This window comes from Candidatus Aeolococcus gillhamiae, assembly GCF_016464765.1.
GTDB lineage: Bacteria > Chloroflexota > Dormibacteria > Aeolococcales > Aeolococcaceae > Aeolococcus > Aeolococcus gillhamiae.
The window spans coordinates 1-16,881 of the sequence record NZ_JAEKNS010000083.1; the positions used below are offsets into that span (position 1 = coordinate 1).

The window sequence follows — 16,881 nt, forward strand, 5'->3', positions numbered from 1 at the left end:
AGCGTGCCCGCCCTGATTGCCGCCATCGGTCGTTTCCTCACCGGCTGGAACAAGAACTCCCGGCCCTTCTCCTGGATCAAGCCCGCCGACGTCATCCTCGCCAAGGCGAACCGTCTACGTATTCCTGAGTCGGTGCACTAGTAGTTGTAGGTCACCGCGATGTCGGTGTTGGTGCCGACGGTGGTGAAGGTGATCGAGCCCGTCTGGGAGGGCGAGTCGGTGCGCGCGATCCTCCAGGTGTCGCCGCTGCTCGCCTGGCTCGGATCGTGCGTGTCGGTGGTCCAGCCGTTCTGGTGCAGCGCCTGCTCGTAGTAGGCCTCCACCTGTGCGAGAGCGTGAGGGTCGACGATCAGGAGCGTCTCGGTGTTGAGGTTGTTGCCCGCCTGGAAATGATCATGGGTCGTCGCCGCACCCGCTTCGGTGGGGAAATGCCGGAGCGGACTGCCGGTGAAGATGCGGATGAAGACGAACACGATCACCGCGATCGCCAGCAGCGCAAGGGCGGCGCAGCCTCCGCAGCCCCAGATCCACCAGCGGCGCCGGTTGACTGGCGCCGCTGGCACCCACGCCCGCGGCTGCTGCCCGTAAGGCTGCGGATACCCAAAGCCCGGATACGGTGGAGGCGGCGCGCCTGGAGGTGGCGGCGGCGGTTGCTGCATCGCGCGCGAGTGTACGCGCCACCCAACCTAGAATCGGGCCATGCCACACGCGCAGGTCGGCGACCTCGAGCTCGAGTACGAGACATTCGGCGATCAGTCGATGCCCCTCTGCTTCTGGTCATGGGGCTCGCGTACCAGATGATCGAGTGGGACGAGCGGGTCTGCCGGCTGCTCGCCGAGCGCGGCTTCTGGGTCATCCGCTACGACAACCGTGACGTCGGCCTCTCCACAAAGATGGACCATCTCGGTGTTCCCGACCTGGTCGCCGCGCTGGCGGGCAACCCCGTTCCCCCGGGCTGCGCGCGCTGACCATCCCCACCCTGGTGATCCACGGCGAGGATGACCCGCTGATTCCGCCGGACAACGGTCGTCAGACCGCGGCAGCGCTCTTCGAGGCGCGCCTGATGATGATCCCCGCCATGGGCCACAACCTGCCCCCGCGCGTGTGGCCGGAGGTGCTCGACGCGGTCGTGGAGGTGACGTCGCTCACTGCCACGGCGTGATGCATCACAGCGCGACACCGTACTGGCAACCGGACGTCGTCTGGTAGGGAGCGTGTGCCGCCGCCGATGACGATCGGCGCGACGAACAGGTGGCATTCGTCGACGAGCCCGGCGCGCAACGCCTGCCGTCCAGCGAGGTGATCGCCGAGTAGATCAACCGTGCCATCGCGGCCCTCGCGGATCGCCGGCGTCACACCAGCTCCGTCACGGGCACGGCATCGCCCAAGCGCCGGCGCATCACCGCGATGGCGCCGGGGCTGCTGTCGCAGAGAAGAAAGCGCCGGCCGAGCTCCTGGGCCGCGGCACCGGTGGTGCCGGAGCCCGCACACCAGTCGACGACGAGGTCAGCCGGCCGCGAGGACGCGGCGACGATGCGGCGCAGGATCCCCAACGGCTTCTGTGTCGGGTAGCCGGTTCGCTCGCGCGAGTTGGTGGGCACGATGGTGTGCCACCACACGTCGGTCGGCGTCTTGCCGCGCGCGGCCCGCTCGCTGGTCTGCAGCCCCGGCGCCATGTAGGGGATTCTCTCCACCTCTTCGAGGTCGAAGTGGTGGCCGCCGGCGGTGCGGGCGTACACCAGGATGACGTCGTGCTTGGCCGGCCAGCGACTGCTGCTGCGCGCACCGTAGTCGTACGCCCAGATCACCTCGTTGAGGAAGCACTCCCGTCCGAACAGCTCATCGAGCAGCACCTTGCAGTAGTGTGACTCGCGCGGGTCGACGTGAAGGTACAGCGTGCCGTGCGCGGCAAGGATGCGCCGCGTCTCCTCGAGTCGTGGCCGCAGCCAACCGGTGTAGTCACCGAAGCTGTCGTCGAAGCAGGCGACGTCGGTTCGGTCGCTGCGATAGCTGGCGCCGGCGAACCCGCGCCGCGCTCCGGCTGCGTCGCGCACCGTGCGCAGGCGAAAGCCGTCACGACGTGAACCGGTGTTGAACGGCGGATCGGCGTACACGAGGCCGGCGCAGGCGGCGGGGAGCGCAGCGAGCAATGCCAGCGATTCGCCGGCGACGATCAACCCGGCGCCCGGTTGATCGGGCGGCACAACCGTCGTCATCGTTTCAGCGTACTGTGGACGCATGAGGAATGACGGACACAAGCTCGCCGGCATCGATGTGCTCACCGCGGCCGGCCGGCCCACTCGGCTTGGCGACCTCTGGGAGACGCGGCCCGCCGTGGTGGTGTGGCTGCGCCACTTCGGTTGCCTCTTCTGCAAGGAGCAGACTGCTGAGTTCCGTGCCCGCCGCACCGACATCGAGGACCGCGGCGCGCGGCTGGCGTTCGTGGGCAACGGCGGGCCTCGCTACGCAAGCGGTTTCCGCGACGAGTTCTGCCCCGACTGCACCGTGCTCACCGACCCGGAGCTGACCAGCTACCGCGCCATCGGGGCACGCAGCGGACTGCTCAACACCCTGGGGCCGCAGGCGTGGGGAGCGGGGATCCGTGCCTTCGTGCGCGGGGCCCGCCAGCAGCGCACCCAGGGCTCGCCCTTTCAGCAGGGCGGTGTGCTGGTGATGACTCCCGGCGATTGCGTGGCGTACAGCTACCTGAGCAAGGCGGCGGGTGACCACCCGGCCGTGGACGAGGTGATCGCCGCCATTCCAGCCTCCGCGAGGACCGCGGCAGCAGCTCGCTGAGCCTCTGGCGCCGGCGGTGACAACGGGTCTAGGCTGAGGACGCACGTTCAAACGACGGAGGCACGACAATGGGTGGAGAAGCTGACAAGGCGGCCGGCAGGATCAAAGAGGCAGCCGGAGATCTCACCGACGACGACGAGCTGAAGGGCGAAGGCCAGTCACAGCAGGTTGCCGGAGACGTGAAGAACGTCGGCGACAAGGTCAAGGACAAGGCCGACGAGCTTGGGGACAAGATCAAGGAGTAGGGCGGGTTCTGCCCTCTCCCCTGTGAGTCGGAGAGGGGACGGCACGGGCTTCGTTCGCAGCCTCCGCGGCCGCTGCAGAGCCCCTTGGCTTCGCCGAGTGGGTCTCTGCGCTGCTCCGGCAAATGCTCTCTTCGCCCGTGCCGTCCCCTCTCCTCTCGTGGAGCCTGTCAGCCCTTATTGGATTGGGGGACTTTTCTGTGGGGTGGTCCGCGGATGTTTACTCGTAGAGTGGGCGCCCTATGACTGCTTCATACGACGACATTCCTCGTGAGGCTGACGAGCGCGCCACTCTGACGGCTTTTCTCGACTGGCAGCGCGCCACGCTGATGCGGAAGTGCGAGGGGCTGAGCGACGAGCAGCTGCGCGAGCGTGCGGCGCCGCCCTCGACGCTCTCCCTGCTTGGCCTGGTGCGTCACATGGCGGATGTCGAGCGTTGGTGGTTCCGGATCAACCTGACAGGTGAGCCGGTCGATCAACGGTACTCAACGGACGAGGATGAGGATGGCGACTTCGACAACCTCGACGCCGATGATGTGGCAACGGTGTTGGCGCACTGGCAGGCGGAGTGCGAGCGCGCGCGCGCGATCGTCGCCAGCCACAGCCTCGAGGACAAGGGCAAGAACAGGGACACCGGGCGGGTCATGTCGCTGCGCTGGACGCTGCTCCACATGATCGAGGAGTACTCGCGGCACAACGGCCACGCCGACCTTCTGCGCCAACGCATCGACGGCGCGGTGGGCTACTGAGCTCGCCCGGGCGGGACGCCGGGTGCGGATGGCTGGCTACAGTGGGTCGGTCGGTTTCTGGCGGAGGATGGTGATGCAGTTCGGTCGGTACTTCGAGGAGTTCGAGGTCGGCGCCACGTACAAGCACTGGCCGGGGAAGACCATCACGGAGTTCGACGACCACATGTTCTGCCTGCTGACCATGAACCACCATCCCCTGCACCTCGACGCCCACTACGCCGAGACGCAGACCCAGTTCAAGCGCAACGTGGTGGTCGGAAACCTCGTCTACAGCCTGGCGCTGGGGATGAGCGTGGCCGACGTCAGCGGCAAGGCGATCGCCAACCTCGAGGTGGAGTCACTCAAGCACGAGAACCCCACCTTCCACGGCGACACCATCTACGCGGAGACAACCGTGCTCGACAAGCGCGAGTCGTCGAGCAAACCGGACCGCGGCATCGTCAGCGTCGAGACGCGCGCGTTCAACCAGCGCGGTGAACGAGTGTGCATCTTCAGGCGCAGCGTGATGGTGCCCAAGCGCTCGGCGGTTGGCGATCTGCAACCGGCAGACCTGGCCCCCGGCGCCAGCGAGGCGTGATCGACGCCGCCGCGGCGGCACGGTACAACGTCCGCCCGCTCCTGCCGGGACCAGAGGAGGCGCTGCGCGACGCGATGCTCCGGCTCGGGCTTCCCGCTGAACGACTGACCGCGTTGGCCACGCACGGCGCCGTCGAGGCGCTCGCCGTCCAGGGGCTCGCCAGCGACCAGACACGGATCCTGGAGCGAGTGCTGCAGCAGCGCGGCGGGGTGGTTCTCAGCGACGCCGACGGCCGGCGGGTCCTGCTCCTTGCCCCGCTCATGGTGATGGGCGCGCTCCCCGCCGCGCTGGCCGAGTGGAGCGAGACCGCGGAGGCCCTCGGGCGAGCCATCGGCGACGTCCTGATGGCGCGCGGCGCCGCTCCTGCCCCCGTGCGCGCCGGTGACCACCTGCTCGACTTCTCGAGGCGGACGCTGGTGATGGGCATTCTCAACGTCACCCCGGATTCCTTCGCAGGAGACTCGCTCTACGACGATGTCGTTCGCACCGTGGAGCGCGCCCGAAGTTTCGTCGACTCCGGCGCCGACCTTCTCGACATCGGCGGCGAGAGCACCCGTCCCAACTCTCAGCCCATCAGTGCCGCTGAGGAGATGACCCGCGTCCTGCCGGCTCTGCGCACAGTCTGCGCTGCCGTCGATGTGCCGGTGAGCATCGACACGCGCAAGGCCGAGGTTGCGGCTGCAGCGATCGCCGAAGGAGCGGTGATCGTCAACGACATCTGGGGCCTGCGCGGTGACCCCGGGATGACCGATGTCCTCGCCGCCCACCCGGAGGTGGCCGTGATCGCCATGCACAACCAGCACGGCACCGAGTACGGCGACCTCATGGAGGACATCTGCGCAGCGCTGCGCGAATCGGTGCGCATCGCCGGCGCGCACGGGGTGAGCGCGGACCGGATCGTGGTCGATCCTGGCTTCGGGTTCGCCAAGACGGCCGCGCAGAACCTCGAGCTGATGCGCCGGCTGCGTGAGCTCCGCGGTCTCGGCCGTCCCGTGCTGCTCGGACCATCGCGCAAGAGCACGATCGGCGCCATCCTCGGCGGTATGCCGCCGCCCGAACGGGTCGAGGGAACGCTCGCCCTGCTCGCGCTGGCGGTCGAAGGGGGCGTCAGCATGGTGCGCGTTCATGACGTCGCCGCCGCGGTGCGCGCGGTCCGTGTCGCCGATGCGGTGGTGCGTGGCACGCCGGCGGAGATAGCCGAGCTGCCCCCACCGGGTCCCACCGGGTGACCACCGACGTCGCCTGGGTGGCGCTGGGCAGCAACCTCGGCAACCGCGGACGAGCGCTAGCTGCGCTCCGGGAGAACCTCGCCCGCAGCGGCGTGGCCATCGAAGCGACCTCGAGCGAGATCCTCACCCGCCCGGTCGGGGTCACCGGCCAGGCCGACTTTCACAACCAGCTGCTGCGGCTGCGCGCGCCCGAACCGTGGTCACCGCGGCGCTGGCTCGAGCACACTCGAGCAGCCGAGCTGGCCGCCGGCCGCCGCGACACGTACCACTGGGGCCCGCGCCGGGCCGACGTCGACATCATCCTGCTGGGAGAAAGGGGCGACCTCGCGGTCAACGAGCCGGATCTCGTTGTGCCGCACCCCGAGATCCACAACCGCCCCTTCATCACTCGCCTCCTCAGCGAGCTGGACCGCGGCAAAGCCACCTAGAGGCATGCTCCGCAGCGAAGCACCGGGACGCAGCTGGCCGGCGCACTCGTTCGGAAGGTCGGTCGGCGGGGAGACATCTCTGCTGCGCAAGTTCTGCAGGCGCCCGAGGCAGTGACGGACGTGCCAGTGGCACGTGCGGCGCTGCCGCCAATGGCGCCGAAGCCTGTTTGCAGCGAAGCGGAGATGTCTCCCCGCCGACCGACCCGCCCCTTAGATGGGCAGCCGGTCCGCCAGCTGTGGCACGAGTCGAAGCGCCGTCTGCACCTGCCGCGCAATGAGCGCCAGGTCTGGCGGCTTCTCGAAGTCGATGAGCCAGGAGTGCTCGGCGGTGAACTTCTCGACGAGCGTGGTGCGCCCGAGAGCGGCGAGCCCGATGTGCACCGAGGGGCGGTCGTCGTCGGGGAAGGCCTTGCCGATCAGCGTCTGCACGGTGTCGACCCAGGTGCCCACCTCGCCGACGTCCTGCAGCTCGTAGCCGCCGTCGCCGAGCACGAACTCCGCCTCCACCTCGACGAACGGCTGCGGCGCGAGGTGCTGGTGGGGGCAGTCCTGGGCGTCCTCCTCGTCGTGGTAGAGCTCGCAGTCGGCGCCCGCGCCGTAGCTGGCGACGTAGGTCATCAACGCGTCCCATGAGAAGTTGACGTGGACGTGGTAGCGAGACGGTGGCTCGGATGGAGAGAGCCGCACCGTGCACTCAAAGCGACGCTCGCCGATCCCCGGCTCGACATGGTGGCGCACGTCCTCGATGCTCAGCCCGCTCCCGTCGATGGCCTCGAGCAGGTCGGAGGCGAACTCCTCGTAGGAGGGGAAGGGAGGCCTGGCCTGGGGGTTGTCGCTGGGTGGGAGACCTTCAGCGGGGTGCTGCGACACCTACAGTCCCAGCCGAAGCCGGCGAACGTGGCGAAGGACGACGACCAAGAGGTCGACGCCGAACAGCGCGACGGCCACGATCGCCGTCCAGAACACCAGCGGCGCTTCGGCCCCGGGTGTCTTCCAGTCGTACACGGCGAGGATGGCGGCGAGGAACAGGCCGGCGGCCACAACGGTGAGCGCGGCGACGTTGATGGCCACCAGCGGGTCCGGGATCGAGCGCGGGGCCGCGGCGGGCCCGCGGGATCGGAGCATCGGCGGGGTGGGCATCGAGGGTCAGTCTACCGGGCACCCTCCGGGCGCGTATTGGTGAAGCGGTAGCCGATCCCGGGGACCGCCAGGATGTAGCGCGGCTGGCTCGGATCGGGCTCGATCTTGCGGCGCAGGTTGCGCACGTGCACGTCGATGACGCGCGTCTCGATCGGGTGCTCGTAGCCCCAGACGGACGAGAGGATGCGATCGCGCGAGAGCACCTCTCCGGCGTTGCCGGCGAGGAACGCGAGCAGATCGAACTCAGTGTGAGTGAGGGTGATGTCGTCGCCATCTCGAACCACGCGACGTTCGCCGGTGTCGATGACCAGGCCCCGGAAGGTGAGCCGCCGCCCCTCGCCGTTGCGGGCGGACGGCTCGTGCACCTTGCGTAGGTGCGCGGCGATGCGCGCCAGCAGCTCGCGGGGACGGAACGGCTTCTGGATGTAGTCGTCGGCGCCGATCTCGAAGCCCAGGACCACGTCGATCTCGTCGCTCTTGGCGGAGAGGATCACCACCGGGACGCGGTGGCCGGCGCGACGGATCTCGCGGCAGATGTCGAAGCCGCTCATGTCGGGCATCATCAGGTCGAGCAGCACCATGTCGGGTCGCATCGCCTCGACGGCGGCGAGCGCGTCGGCGCCGCGCTCCACCTCGGTGACCTCATACCCCTCGGACTCGCATGTCAGCCGGACGGCCTTGCGGATCATGGCGTCGTCATCGACGACCAAGACCCTCACCTGCCGAACTCCACTTCACCGTCCTTCACAACTCTTGACGCTCCGCCGATTCTAGGCGCGCCGGGTAGGTTTGGAAGCAAAGCGGCGAACTGGCCGCAGAGTGGCGCGGTTGGTACCATACGGAGCCGTTTTCGGGCGAGCTCCGGCTTATGGAGATCCGGACCGCCCAGTCAGAGGAGCCAGCCCACGTGCAGACCCAGGGTTCGCTGAAGGAGTCCGACCTCGCCTCGCTCCTCCAGACCATGCAGTCGGAGCGCGCCACCGGAACGCTCACCCTCGAGGACGGCACCGACAGCTGTTCCATGTTCTTCCTCTTCGGTCACCTCTTCCACGCGGTGAGCCCCGAAGGCGACGGCGAGGACGTGGTGACCCGCGCACTCGCCTGGCACACCGGCAACTTCCACTTCGACCCGCGCGCCAAGCTGCCCGCCGAGGAGACCATCAAATCCTCGCCCGCGGAGCTGATCGCGGCCGCCGAGGAGGGCGGGGAGCCGGCAGGCGTTGCCGCGGCAAGCTCGAGCGGCGCGCCGTCTCTGCGCGCCGTCGAAGGTCAGACCGCATCCGCGTCGACGGCTGCACCGGCAGCCGATGCCTCGATCTGGAGCCCGGTTGCCTCGGGCCCCGACCCCAACACCGAGGCGCCGTCGCCGTGGAGCACACCAAGCTCGGTCGACGGCGGCGAGCCCGCGGGCGCCGACTCGTCAACCCCCGGCGGACGCGGCGGCGAGGCGGCGCCGGCGTACGCACCGGCGGAGTTTTCACCGTCGTATGCCCCCGCCGAGCCGGCACCGGCAAACGACTCGGCCGCCGAAGCGCACAGCACCATGCCGAGCACGCCGGCGGGCGGCTCGGGTGAGCCGGCGCCGGTGGGATCCCTGCCCATCCCGTCGGGAACCGTGCAGTACGAGGGCCTGAAGAGCGCGTTCGTCGACTTTCCGCGCCTGCTGCGCACACTGCGCAGCGATCACCACACCGGCTTCATCCGACTGTTCAGCGGTTCCTCTACCGGCGTGCTGCTCTTCCGTGACGGCGAGCTCGTTGACGCGGAGGCCGGCGATGACGGAGCGGCGCACGGCGAGGAGGCGTTCACCATCTTTCGGCGCGGCATGGACACCGGCGACGGCCTCATTGACGTCGTCGAGCTCGACAGCGACACGGTCACATCCGTGGCCCGCCTGCTCACCGGACCCCCTCTGTTCGCCGGCTTGCTGGCACGGTTCGTCAACTTCCCTGCGCTGCTCGAGTACCTCGCCGAGGAGCGCCTCGACGGCTCCGTGATCGTCGTGGGTGGCACCGAGACCGGCGTGATCCTGCTCAAGCAGGGCAGCGTCCTGGCGGCGTACACGGCCGGCTCGCGTGTGCCGCTCACCAGCACCGACGCGGTCGCCGCGCTGGCCACGGAGCGGCCGGCGCGCATCGAGGTGCGCGGTGATGACAGCTCGCGCGGCGGCATCGACGCAGAGGCGGTCCTGTCCCGGCCGTCCTAGCGCGCTGGTAGCCTCTGCCGCCGCGAAGCACCGTCGCCTGCAGGGCACCGCGCGCCTGCTGGTGGGGGTGCTCGTGGGCGGGGCGCTGGCGGTGGCGCTCAGCAGCTGCTTCTCGGCTCCGCCGCAGATCATCTCTCTCGAGCCGAATCGCGGCTCGACCTCGGTTCCCGCGGACTCGACGGTGCGGGTGGTGTTCGACCGCGCTGTCGCCCACGCCAGCGTCGTCGGCCGCTTCAGCGTCATCGCCACCCCCACCACAGCGCAGACCGTCAGCCCCGCCATCCCCGGGTGTGACTTCAGCACCGTCTTCGCTGCGGCGACGACAGCACCGTGCTGGATCCACTGGCTCGACCCGCAGCCTGGCTTCGAGCTGATCCACCAGGGCGCTGTGTTCCGGCCCGCGACGCGCTACACGTTCACCCTGGCGGGCGGCTTCGCCGATGCGCAGGGGGATCGCAACGACCTCGATCACCACTGGGACCTGACCACCGCTGCCGCCCCGCTGGTGAGCGCGAGCACGCCGGCCGATCGCGGCTCCGACGTCGCCGTCGACACCCGGCTGGCAGTCTCCTTCTCGGCGCCCATGGACGCACCGTCCACCGCGGGGGCGATCGCATTGCTGCCCGTAGTCCCCGGAACGAGGGTGGTGCGCAACCTCAACGACCACAGCCGCTTCGTGATCCTCCCCGGCCAGATGCTGGCGCCGCGAACCACATACAGCATCTCCGTCGGCGGATCCGCCCGTGGAGAGGATGAGCAGTTCGTCGGCCTGCCCACCGTCGTGCGCTTTACCACCGGGGCCCGCCTGGAGAGCACGCACGCTGTGGTGCTCGCCGGCCTGGCGGCCGAGGACCCCACCCAGGTCATGCTGCCCGCGCTCGCGCCAGCGGCGCCCGGTGAGCCGAGCGCCGCCCCGGTGGTGCTGACCGCGCCGCGCTGTGCGCTCGCCATCGGCTGCGGCGCAGTGGCCAGCGGGACACCGCTGCTGACCTACACCGCCGCAGCCGTGTCCCCGGACGGTTCTCACGTCGCCGTGGTGGTGCGCAACGTAACGGCACGCACCTCGAGCCTGCAGGTCATCGACACCATCGACGGCGCCGTTCTCGAGGACCTCCCCGCCGGCACGCTGCCCTCATGGTCGCCCGACGGCGCCCAGCTGGCTTTCGCGACACCGACCGGCGTCGACCTGCTCGACCTGCGCTCGGGTGCGGTGTCGGCGGTGGCGGCGCAGACCAGCCTGGTGGCACCGCCGCTCTGGGTGAAGACCACAACCCTGGTGCTCAGCACCGCCGCCAGCGCGACGACGCCGGCGGCCGTCGAGCTCGTCAACCGCCAGCTCCAGGCGCGGTATTCGCTTCCCGGTGCGCCCGGCGCGTCGATCGCGGCGGCGGTGTCACCCGGCGGCGCCCGGATCGCGCTCGGCACCGCGACAGGAGGTGTGCTCGTCGTCCCCGCTCCGGGGGCGCCAGGAAGCGCGCAGACACTAGCCGGCCACCTGCAGCCACTCGGCTTCGCCGGAGAGGGGACCCTGGTGGCGGTCAACACCAGCTCGGCGGCCGCGCAGCTGCTGCGTATCAGCGTCGTCGGCGGCGACACCACGGTGGTCGTGCTCGGAGCCGGCACCACCGACCTGAGCAGCGTGCGCGTGGCGCCGGATGGACGCCGCCTGGTGTGCCTGGCGGTGGACGCGCATGGCGTGCGTCAGGCGTACGTGGCCAGCGCCGACGGCAGTGGGGAGCTGGCCATGACGCGGTTCCTGAGTGGCGGACTCGAGGCCCGGTCGGTGGGCTTCTCCGACTGACCGGCGCCGCCACGACATGTGCGTTGGCGCAGGCGACTTCATGTCGGCGGAGCTGACACCGATGGCCGGGGGGTGCCCGAGGGGGGACCGCAGTTCCCCCTTCGCATGTGGGTAGGCTGCGGGCAGTGCCACTGCCCCTGCTCTTTCTCATCGCCGACACCGGTGGCGGACATCGCGCGGGAGCGACCGCGGTCGCGCGGCGGCTGGAGATGGACCGGCCCGGTGAGTTCGACGTCCACATCGTCGACCCGGTCGGCACCGCCTCGCCGACCGTCCTCAGCCGCACCGCCGACCTCTACGGGCCGCTCATCCACCGGGCGCGCTGGCTGTGGGCGGTGCTCTATCACGCCACCAACTCCGCCGCCGTCGTCGGCCTCATGCAGCACTCCGCGTTGCGTCCGCTGCGCGGCGCCATCCAGGAACTGATCGCCTCGCTGCGCCCGGCCGCGGTCGTCTCCTTCCACCCATTGCTCAACCACCTCGCCGCGGACGCCGTGCACTCCGGGGCACATCCGACGGTGCCGGTGATCACGGTGATCACCGACCTCGTCGACGTGCACGCGGGCTGGGCGTCGCGCGACGTCGACGCGGTGGTCATCCCGTCGCCCGGTGGGCTGGACCGCTGCCGCCGCGCCGGCATCCCCGCCGAGCGCTGTCATCAGCTCGGCCTGCCGGTCGACTCCGCGTTCGCCCGGCCCATCCCCGACGATGCCGAGCGCCGCGGCCTGCGCGCCCGCTTGGGGCTGGCTGAGGAGCGCTTCACGGTGCTGGTGTGCAGCGGCGCGGACGGCTCCGGCGGCCTGGACCGGCGCGCGCGCGCCATTGCGGGGTCGGGGCTCAACGTCGGGCTGGCCGTGATCTGCGGGCGCAACGAGCGCGCGCGCAAACGCCTTCGCGGCCTGCGTGACTGGTCCGGGCGGCCGGTGCCCGTGCTCGGCTTCGTCGCCAACATGGCCGACTGGATGCGCGCCGCCGATGTGGTGGTTACCAAGGCCGGACCGGGGACGATCGTCGAAGCCCTCTGTTCGGGGCTGCCGCTGCTCCTCACCTGGTACATCCCCGGGCAGGAGAGCGGCAACCTGGAGTGGCTGGTCGACATCGGCGCCGGTCGCTACGTGCCCAGGCCACGCGAGCTGGTCGACACCATCACTGAGCTTGCCGCGCCGGGATCGCCCGGGCTGGCAACGATGCGCGCCGCCGTCGCCGGCGCGGCCCGGCCGGAGGCCACCGAGCGGATCGCCGCTCTCATCGCGGACATGGCGTGCTCCGCGGTGGCGCGCGCGTGAGCGCGCTGGTTCTATCCCCGGTGGCCGAGGGCGCCTGCAGCCTGGAGCGGCTGCGCATCTTCGCCTTCCGCAACTACGCAGAGCAGTCCGTGGAGTTCGGTCGCGGCATCAACGTCGTCGGCGGGCGCAACGCGCAGGGCAAGACCAACCTGCTCGAGGCGGTGGCGACCCTGCTGCTCACCCGCTCGCCGCGCGCGTCGAGCTCGGCCGACGTGGTGGCGTGGGGCAGCGACGAGGCGCTGGTCGAGGCCAAGGTGCTCCGGCCCGCGGCCGACCGCACCCTGGCTGTGCACTTCCGCCGCGACCTCGCCTCGGGTCGGGTCACCCGCACCGCCACCGTCGACGGCAGCCCGCGCCCCGCCCGCGACCTCCTGGGGCTCTGCCCGGTGGTGCTCTTCTGGCCCGAGGACCTCCAGCTCGTCAAGGCCGGGCCGGACATGCGGCGGCGCCTTCTCGACGTCGTCCTCGCCCAGCTCGACCGCCGCGCCGCCGCCGACCTGCTCCGCTACCGCCACGTCCTCGAGCAGCGCAACGCCCTGCTCCGCCAGCTGCGCGCCGGCAGCGCGGGCCTCGACGCGCTCGCCGGCTTCACGCGCGAGCTCGTCGAGAGCGGATCGCGCATCCAGGTGGCGCGCGCGGAGCTGGTGGCCGCGCTCATCCCGCACGGGCGCGAGGCGCTCGCCCAGATCGGCGGCGGCGAGGAGCTCGGGTTGCGCTATCTCCCGGACGGTGGCATGGAGGCGGGCGCCGGCCACGAGGAGGCGGAGCACACCCTTGCCGCCACCCTGGTGCGCCGCCGCGACGAGGAGATTGCCCGCGGCGCCACCCTGGCCGGACCGCATCGCGACGACCTCGAGCTGCTCATCGGTGGCCGGCCGGCGCGCAGCGCGGCGTCGCAGGGCCAGCAACGCAGCATTGTGCTGGCCCTCAAACTTGCCGAGGTGCGACACATCGCCTCGCGTGCCGGGGTCATGCCGGTGCTACTCCTCGACGACGTGCTCAGCGAACTCGATCCCGGGCGACGTCGCGACCTCGTCGCCGGCATCGCCGCGGCGGGGTTGCAGACGCTGATCACCAGCAGCGAGCCCCTTCCGGAGACGCTGCCACCGGGCACGCGTCGCTTCGAGGTTGCGTCGGGACGCGTGACCGCGGTGATGGAGAGCTGATGGACCGCCTCTCCGACCTCATCGACCCAGCCCTGCGCGGGCTCGGGGTGCGCGGCCGTGTGCGCGAGGTGCAGGTGCGCGACGTCTTCAACAACGTGGTCGGGCCTGCACTTGCGCCGATGTGCCAGGCGATCAGCCTCGAGCGCGGCGTGCTCCTGGTCGGCGTGGCCAACACCTCGTTGAGCCACCAGCTCCATCTCGATTCGGTGCGCGTCGTCGCGCTCCTCAATGAGAGGCTCGGCACCGCTGCGGTGCGTCGCCTGCGCTTCACCACGCTCGAGGTCTGAGGACTCAGACCGTCGTCGACTCGGGCGCCGGTTCCGGCGTTGCGGCCGCGCCCTCCCGCCCCTGGCTCTCGAACTGGGTGCGGTACAGCTCGGCGTAGAGCCCGGCCTGCGCGAGCAGGCTGCGATGCGTTCCCTGCTCGACGATGCGGCCGGCGTCGATGACCAGGATGACGTCAGCGTCGCGCACCGTGGAGAGGCGGTGCGCGATGACCAGAGAGGTGCGCCCGGCCAGCGCGTGCCGCAGCGCCTCCTGCACGGCCGCCTCCGACTCCGAGTCGAGGTGCGCGGTGGCCTCGTCGAGGACCACGATGTCCGGCGCCTTGAGGAGCAGGCGGGCGATGGCGATGCGCTGCTTCTCGCCACCCGAGAGCCGGTAGCCGCGATCGCCGACCAGGGTGTCGAGGCCGTCGGGTAGGGAGGCGACCAGCGGGAGGATCTGCGCGGCGCGCAGCGCCTCGATCAGCTCCTCGTCGGTGGCGTCGGGCTTCGCGTACGCCAGGTTGGAGCGGATCGACTCGTGGAAAAGGTGCGCGTCCTGGGTGACCACGCCGACGGTGGCGCGGATCGACTCCAGCGTGGCGTCGCGGACGTCGATGCCGTTGAGGCGCACGGCGCCGGCGCGCACGTCGTAGAGGCGCGGCACGAGGTGGCTCAGCGTGGTCTTGCCGGCTCCCGACGGGCCGACCAGCGCCACCAGCTGACCGGGCCGGGCTGTGAAGTTGACGTCGAACAGCACCTGCTGATTGTTGGTTCGCTCGAGCACCGCCACCGCCTCGAGCGAGGCCAGTGAGACCTCCTCCGCGGAGGGGTAGCGGAAGTCGACGTGGTCGAACTCGATGGTCGCGGGTCCACGCGGGATCGGCACTGCGTCAGGCTTTTCGGCGATCATCGGGGGCAGGTCGAGGACCTCGAAGACGCGGTCGAAGCTCACCAACGCGGTCATGATGTCGACCTGCACGTTGGAGAGCGCGGTGAGCGGGCCATAGAGGCGGCTGAGGTACGCGGTCAGCGCCACCACCGTTCCCACCATGAGCACGCCGCGCGCCGCCTGCGCGCCACCGAGCCCGTACACCAATGCTGTGGCCAGCGACGCGGTGAGCAGCAGCGAGGTCATGAAGATGCGCGCGTACATGGCCTGCAGGATGCCGATGTCGCGGACCCGGCGCGCCTTGGTGGCGAAGCCGCGCACCTCCTCGGCGGGATGGCCGAAGAGCTTCACGAGCAGCGCTCCCGAGACGTTGAAACGCTCGCTCATGGTGGTGTTCATCTGCGCATTGAGGTTGTACGACTCGCGGGTGATGCCGGCCAGGCGACGTCCCACCCAGCGGGCCGGGAGCAGGAACACCGGCAGGAGGATCAGCGAGAGCAACGTGATCTGCCACGAGAGGAAGAACATCGCCACCAGGGTGATGCTCACGCCGATGACGTTGCCCACCACCGACGAGAAGGTGTCGGTGAACGCCTGCTGGGCGCCGAGCACGTCGTTGTTGAGCCGGGAGATGAGCGCGCCGGTCTGGGTGCGTGTGAAGAAAGAGATCGGCATCTCGTTGATGTGCGCGAAGACCTTGGTGCGCATGTCGAAGATCAGCCCCTCGCCGACGCGCGCGGAGAGCCAGCGCTGGAGGAGGCCGAGGATGGCGTCGAAGATGGCCAGGGCGGCGACTCCACCGGCGAGCACCGCGACCAGGTTGACATTGTGGCCGAGGATGCCGTTGTCGATGATGGCGCGGTAGATGAGCGGGTTGATCGCCCCGACGATGGCGTCGACGATGATCAGCACGAGGAAGATCGAGAGCGGGACGCGGTACGGTCTGGCAAAGCCGGCGATCCGGCGCACGACCCCAGCGGTGAGCTTGTGCCGCTTCATCTCCTCGTCGCGGCGCATGGAGCGCATCAGCCCCCAACCGCCCATGTGCATGCCCATCAGACGAGGCTCCCTGTCGCTGTCATACAGCGTCGAGCATGACATCTCGGCGCGATCCTTCCGCCCCGCGGCGAACCGATCCGGACCGGGTCAGCGGCCTGCCGGCGTCACCTCGAGCACCACCTTGCCGAGCTTGTCACCGGCGCCGAAGCGATCGTAGGCGGCCTGAGCCTCCCCGAGGCTGAAGACGGCCGCGACCGGGACGCGCAGGCGCCCCTGCGCCAGCGCCGGGAGCACCTCGGCCTCCACGCGGCGAGCGCAGATCGCCTTCTCCTCGAGCGGGCGTGCTCGCAGCGTCGAGCTCATCAGGTGGCCGCGCCTCATCATCAGGGCACGGAGGTCGATCTCGGTACGGGCGCCGGCGCCGATGCCGATGACCACGATGCGCCCGCGTGGCGCGAGGGCCGCGAGGTCGGCGCTGAGGTTGGGCGCGCCGACCAGCTCGAGGATGACGTCGAACGGGCCGTGCCCGGCGGCGGCGTCCGGGGCCACGGCGAGGTCGGCGCCGAGCGCGAGAACTTCGGGGCGCAACCGCTCGGAGCGAACGCTCGCGCAGACGCGCGCTCCGGCAAGGTGGGCCAACTGCACCGCGGCCACGCCGACGCCCCCGGCCGCGCCGTTGACGAGCACGCTCTCACCGGGATGTAGCTGCGCCTGGGTGAAAAGGGCGTCGTGGGCGGTGGTGAACACCTCGGGAAAGCCTCCTGCGGGCGTCCAGTCCACGCCGTCGGGCACCGCCATCAGCAGCCGCTCGTGCACGGTGACGAGCTCTGCCTGCGCGCCGCCGCCCACGACCGCCATGACACGGTCGCCGATGCTCCACCGGGTCACCCCGCGACCGAGCGCGGTCACCTCGCCGGCGAGCTCGAGCCCGGGGATGTCGGACGGGCTGCCCGGTGGGGCCGGGTACAACCCCTTCAGCTGCATCGGGTCTGCCCCGTTGATGCCTGCCGCGCGCACCGCCACGAGCGCCTCGCCCGCGCCCGGCTGCGGGTCGGGATGTTCGTCGATCGTCAGGCGGTTGTCGACGATGGTGACCGCGCGCATGCG

Annotated in this window: 20 protein-coding genes and 1 pseudogene; 13 read left to right on the plus strand and 8 right to left on the minus strand. The window is 70.4% G+C overall.

The genetic code is table 11. The features are described 5' to 3' along the window. Nucleotides 1-137: 137 nt before the first annotated feature. Nucleotides 138-659 carry a hypothetical protein gene (locus JF886_RS08180; RefSeq protein ID WP_337311364.1) on the minus strand — a complete coding sequence of 174 codons (522 nt, stop codon included), beginning with the start codon at nt 657-659 and terminating at the stop codon, nt 138-140. 120 nt (nt 660-779) lie between these two features. On the opposite strand from JF886_RS08180, the gene JF886_RS08185 reads away from it, so the two are divergent. Further along, entirely contained in the window at nt 780-968 is a 189-nt protein-coding gene (locus JF886_RS08185; RefSeq protein ID WP_337311366.1) for a hypothetical protein, read from the plus strand. A gap of 14 nt (nt 969-982) precedes the next feature. Further along, nucleotides 983-1,162 (plus strand): alpha/beta hydrolase family protein, encoded by a 180-nt coding sequence (locus JF886_RS08190; protein ID WP_337311369.1) that lies wholly within the window; start codon nt 983-985, stop codon nt 1,160-1,162. Nucleotides 1,163-1,215: 53 nt separating this feature from the next. On the opposite strand, the pseudogene JF886_RS16925 reads toward JF886_RS08190, so the two are convergent. Beyond that, nucleotides 1,216-1,356: pseudogene (locus tag JF886_RS16925) on the minus strand (dihydrofolate reductase family protein); the annotation flags it as partial. Continuing rightward, nucleotides 1,353-2,216 carry a DNA-methyltransferase gene (locus tag JF886_RS08200; RefSeq protein ID WP_337311370.1) on the minus strand — a complete coding sequence of 288 codons (864 nt, stop codon included), beginning with the start codon at nt 2,214-2,216 and terminating at the stop codon, nt 1,353-1,355. The gene JF886_RS08200 and the pseudogene JF886_RS16925, both read right to left, overlap by 4 nt. Nucleotides 2,217-2,238: 22 nt before the next feature. On the opposite strand from JF886_RS08200, the gene JF886_RS08205 reads away from it, so the two are divergent. The 6 genes from JF886_RS08205 to folK all read left to right on the plus strand — a co-directional run bounded on the left by JF886_RS08205 (nt 2,239) and on the right by folK (nt 6,021). Continuing rightward, complete coding sequence (locus tag JF886_RS08205; RefSeq protein WP_337311371.1) at nt 2,239-2,796, plus strand: AhpC/TSA family protein; 558 nt, start codon at nt 2,239-2,241, stop codon at nt 2,794-2,796. Between the two features lie 68 nt (nt 2,797-2,864). Beyond that, entirely contained in the window at nt 2,865-3,041 is a 177-nt protein-coding gene (locus JF886_RS08210; protein ID WP_337311373.1) for a CsbD family protein, read from the plus strand. A 239-nt stretch (nt 3,042-3,280) separates the two neighbouring features. Then, nucleotides 3,281-3,787, plus strand: coding sequence for a DinB family protein (locus tag JF886_RS08215; protein WP_337311375.1), 507 nt, complete (start codon nt 3,281-3,283; stop codon nt 3,785-3,787). A gap of 73 nt (nt 3,788-3,860) precedes the next feature. After that, a complete protein-coding gene (locus JF886_RS08220) occupies nt 3,861-4,364 on the plus strand; it encodes a MaoC family dehydratase (protein ID WP_337311377.1) in 504 nt (167 codons plus the stop codon). Continuing rightward, nucleotides 4,361-5,593: a dihydropteroate synthase gene (gene folP / locus JF886_RS08225; RefSeq protein WP_337311379.1), complete on the plus strand. Its 1,233-nt coding sequence runs from the start codon at nt 4,361-4,363 to the stop codon at nt 5,591-5,593. Before JF886_RS08220 ends, folP begins: the two co-directional genes overlap by 4 nt. Further along, on the plus strand, nt 5,590-6,021 hold the full coding sequence (gene folK / locus JF886_RS08230; RefSeq protein WP_337311380.1) for a 2-amino-4-hydroxy-6-hydroxymethyldihydropteridine diphosphokinase: 432 nt from the start codon (nt 5,590-5,592) through the stop codon (nt 6,019-6,021). The genes folP and folK overlap by 4 nt, the downstream gene beginning before the upstream one ends. A 210-nt stretch (nt 6,022-6,231) precedes the next feature. Here folK and JF886_RS08235 read toward each other — a convergent pair whose 3' ends face one another. The 3 genes from JF886_RS08235 to JF886_RS08245 are packed head-to-tail and all read right to left on the minus strand — an operon-like array spanning nt 6,232 to nt 7,880. Next, nucleotides 6,232-6,891 (minus strand): hypothetical protein, encoded by a 660-nt coding sequence (locus JF886_RS08235; protein WP_337311382.1) that lies wholly within the window; start codon nt 6,889-6,891, stop codon nt 6,232-6,234. Next, a complete protein-coding gene (locus JF886_RS08240; RefSeq protein WP_337311384.1) occupies nt 6,892-7,161 on the minus strand; it encodes a hypothetical protein in 270 nt (89 codons plus the stop codon). 11 nt (nt 7,162-7,172) lie between these two features. Further along, nucleotides 7,173-7,880 carry a response regulator gene (locus JF886_RS08245; RefSeq protein WP_337311386.1) on the minus strand — a complete coding sequence of 236 codons (708 nt, stop codon included), beginning with the start codon at nt 7,878-7,880 and terminating at the stop codon, nt 7,173-7,175. 188 nt (nt 7,881-8,068) lie between these two features. On the opposite strand from JF886_RS08245, the gene JF886_RS08250 reads away from it, so the two are divergent. The 5 genes from JF886_RS08250 to JF886_RS08270 all read left to right on the plus strand — a co-directional run bounded on the left by JF886_RS08250 (nt 8,069) and on the right by JF886_RS08270 (nt 13,907). Continuing rightward, nucleotides 8,069-9,367, plus strand: coding sequence for a DUF4388 domain-containing protein (locus JF886_RS08250; protein ID WP_337311388.1), 1,299 nt, complete (start codon nt 8,069-8,071; stop codon nt 9,365-9,367). After that, complete coding sequence (locus JF886_RS08255) at nt 9,312-11,168, plus strand: Ig-like domain-containing protein (protein ID WP_337311389.1); 1,857 nt, start codon at nt 9,312-9,314, stop codon at nt 11,166-11,168. The genes JF886_RS08250 and JF886_RS08255 overlap by 56 nt, the downstream gene beginning before the upstream one ends. A 125-nt stretch (nt 11,169-11,293) precedes the next feature. Next, complete coding sequence (locus tag JF886_RS08260) at nt 11,294-12,454, plus strand: MGDG synthase family glycosyltransferase (RefSeq protein WP_337311391.1); 1,161 nt, start codon at nt 11,294-11,296, stop codon at nt 12,452-12,454. Then, nucleotides 12,451-13,620, plus strand: a complete 1,170-nt coding sequence (gene recF, locus JF886_RS08265) for a DNA replication/repair protein RecF (RefSeq protein WP_337311394.1) — start codon at nt 12,451-12,453, stop codon at nt 13,618-13,620. The genes JF886_RS08260 and recF overlap by 4 nt, the downstream gene beginning before the upstream one ends. After that, a complete protein-coding gene (locus JF886_RS08270; protein WP_337311396.1) occupies nt 13,620-13,907 on the plus strand; it encodes a DciA family protein in 288 nt (95 codons plus the stop codon). Before recF ends, JF886_RS08270 begins: the two co-directional genes overlap by 1 nt. A gap of 4 nt (nt 13,908-13,911) precedes the next feature. On the opposite strand, the gene JF886_RS08275 is transcribed toward JF886_RS08270, so the two are convergent. After that, entirely contained in the window at nt 13,912-15,831 is a 1,920-nt protein-coding gene (locus JF886_RS08275; protein WP_337311397.1) for an ABC transporter ATP-binding protein, read from the minus strand. A gap of 90 nt (nt 15,832-15,921) precedes the next feature. After that, nucleotides 15,922-16,878, minus strand: coding sequence for a zinc-binding dehydrogenase (locus JF886_RS08280; RefSeq protein ID WP_337311399.1), 957 nt, complete (start codon nt 16,876-16,878; stop codon nt 15,922-15,924). Between the last annotated feature and the right edge of the window lie 3 nt (nt 16,879-16,881).